The sequence below is a fragment of the Burkholderia sp. Ac-20384 genome (genome assembly GCF_017104605.1).
Classification (GTDB): domain Bacteria; phylum Pseudomonadota; class Gammaproteobacteria; order Burkholderiales; family Burkholderiaceae; genus Burkholderia; species Burkholderia lata.
In genome coordinates this window covers 1-2,404 of the sequence record NZ_JAAGPE010000589.1, presented here as the reverse complement: position 1 = coordinate 2,404, position 2,404 = coordinate 1, and the positions used below count along the sequence as shown (strand labels likewise).

The 2,404-nt window shown below is 69.1% G+C and carries 4 protein-coding genes; 3 read left to right on the top strand and 1 reads right to left on the bottom strand.

What is annotated here, in order from left to right:
• The coding region (locus tag G3O00_RS43780; RefSeq protein WP_241025600.1) for a LacI family DNA-binding transcriptional regulator at positions 1-277 on the bottom strand (277 nt) is incomplete at its 3' end.
• 172 nt (positions 278-449) lie between these two features.
• Between G3O00_RS43780 and G3O00_RS41995 the strand changes: the two genes are divergently transcribed.
• The 3 genes from G3O00_RS41995 to G3O00_RS41985 form a co-directional block, all read left to right on the top strand.
• A complete protein-coding gene (locus G3O00_RS41995; RefSeq protein WP_206146527.1) occupies positions 450-1,532 on the top strand; it encodes a fatty acid desaturase family protein in 1,083 nt (360 codons plus the stop codon).
• A 36-nt stretch (positions 1,533-1,568) separates the two neighbouring features.
• A complete protein-coding gene (locus tag G3O00_RS41990) occupies positions 1,569-1,877 on the top strand; it encodes a non-heme iron oxygenase ferredoxin subunit (protein WP_011353115.1) in 309 nt (102 codons plus the stop codon).
• 4 nt (positions 1,878-1,881) lie between these two features.
• Positions 1,882-2,404 (top strand): FAD-dependent oxidoreductase (locus tag G3O00_RS41985; RefSeq protein WP_206146526.1); only part of this gene is annotated, 523 nt, incomplete at its 3' end.

The following is a 2,404-nucleotide window of genomic DNA, read 5'->3' as shown; positions in this document are numbered from 1 at the left end:
GCACATCGTGCTGGTGCCGTGCTGCCAGGCGGAAGTCGCGGGCGTGCTGCGCAAGAACAAGGGCAAGTCGCTCGCGAACGCGCTGACGGAAGTGTGGCGGCATCCGCTGCATACGCGCGAATTCGGCCGCCACCACGCGTTCGCGCGCCTGCGCCGAGACGCTGCCGCGCTCGTTCAGCACGCGGTCGACGGTGGTCGTGCTGACCCCGGCGAGCGCCGCGATCTCGTCGAAGCGCGCGGTGCGCTTGCGCCAGCGCGGCCCGGATTCGCCTGCCATGGTTGTCTCCATCGTGGTGTCGCCATCGAGACGTGGCGATGCGAGGAACGCTAAAGCGATGGCGAAATTTCGTCAACGTTTCGATTGAGCGGGGGAGGCTGCGGGCCTAATTTTGATTCCATGCCGAAGCGCTTGGCGCGCTTCCTACGGACAAGGAATCAAGGAGACGCACGTGGTTCATCTCGACGACCAGGCGCACGACCGCACGGCGGCGCGCCGTCACGAATACCGGATGATCGGCGGCGCCGGCGAGCGCGCGCAGGCGGCCGGGCTCGTCAACGCCGCGTGGTACCGGTGCGCGGTGCCGCGGCCGCTGATGAAGCAGCTGATGCAGCGCGGCGACGCGCGCGCGATCCGCGACACGCTGATCTGGTACGCGGCGATCGCGATCAGCGGCGTGCTCGCGTGGCTGGCATGGCGCGCGCATTCGGCGTGGGCGATCCCCGCGTTCTTCGTGTACGGCACGCTCTACTGCAGCCCGGCCGACTCGCGCTGGCACGAATGCGGGCACGGCACCGCGTTCCGCACGCGCTGGATGAACGACGTGCTGTACCAGGTCGCGTCGTTCCAGGTGTTCCGCCGCGCGACGGCGTGGCGCTGGAGCCATGCGCGCCATCACACCGATACGCTGGTCGTCGGGCGCGATCCGGAAATCGCCGCGCCGAAGCCGACCGACTGGCTCTCGCTCGCGCTGAACCTCGTCGCGCTGAAGCATGTGGCCGGCGAGCTGCGCAAGATGATCGCGATCGCGTTCACCGGCCGGCTCGACGACGAGGAGCGCACCTACGTGCCCGAATCGGAGCGGCCGAAGGTCGTGCGCGAGTGTCGCATCCATCTCGCGGTGTACGCGCTCGTGACCGGTGCTTCACTGTACTGGCACACGATCCTGCCGCTGCTCTACATCGGGCTGCCGAGCCTCTACGGCGCGTGGCTGTACCTGTACTTCGGCCTCACGCAGCATGCGGGCATGCCCGAGAACGTGCTCGATCACCGGCGCAACTGCCGGACCGTGATGATGAATCCGGTGTTCCGCTTCCTGTACTGGAACATGAACTACCACGTCGAGCACCACATGTTCCCGATGGTGCCGTTCCATGCGCTGCCGAAGCTGCACGAGGCCGTGAAGGCCGACATGCCGCCGCCGTATCGCAGCACGCTGGCCGCGTATGCGGAGATCGTGCCGGCGCTGGTCCGGCAGACGCGCGACCCGTCCGATTACGTCGTGCGGCCCGTGCCGGATGCCGCGCGTGCCTGACCGGCATCGAACCTTCCAACCGAGGAGACAAGCAACATGACGCAATGGATCGACACCGGCGCGCTTGACGACATCGACGACGAAGACGTCGCGCGCTTCGACCATGCCGGCCACACGTACGCGATCTACCGCATCGACGGCGAAGTCTATGCGAGCGACGGCCTGTGCACGCACGAGCACGTGCATCTCGCGGACGGGCTCGTGATCGACCACGTGATCGAATGCCCGAAGCACAACGGGCGCTTCGACGTGCGCGACGGCCGGCCGCTGTCCGCGCCCGCCTGCGAGAAGCTGCGCACGTACCGCGCGAAGATCGAAGACGGCCGCATCCTGATCGAGGTGTGACGCGATGACGAACGACCGGGTGATGGCGATCGTCGGCGCGGGCCATGCGGGCGGCCGCGCGGCGCAGGTGCTGCGTGAGTCCGGCTGGGGCGGGCGAATCGTGCTGATCGGCGCGGAAGCGCACCTGCCGTACGAGCGGCCGCCGTTGTCGAAGGGTGTGCTGACCGGCGAGCGCAGCGCGGCGCAGTGCCGGTTGCGCGAGCCGGAGGCCTGGGTGGCCGATCGCATCGAGCCGGTCGTCGCGACGGTCGAGCGTATCGATCCGTGCGCACGCGAAGTGCACGTGTCGGGCGCTCGCGTGTTCGGCTACGACGCGCTGCTGCTCGCGACCGGCGGCCGCGCGCGTCGACTCGCGATTCCGGGCGCGACGCTCGACGGCGTGTTTGCGTTGCGCACGCTCGACGACGCGGCGGCGCTCGGCTCGAGGCTCGTGCCCGATGCGCGGGTCGTGCTGATCGGCGGCGGCTTCATCGGTCTCGGAGTCGCGGCATCGGCGCGACGGCGCGGCTGCCGCGTGACGGTGCTCG

Coding starts and splice junctions, on each gene's coding strand:
- G3O00_RS41990 (WP_011353115.1), top strand. CDS start 1,569: ATGACGCAATGGATCGACACCGGCGCGCTTGACGACATCGACGACGAA.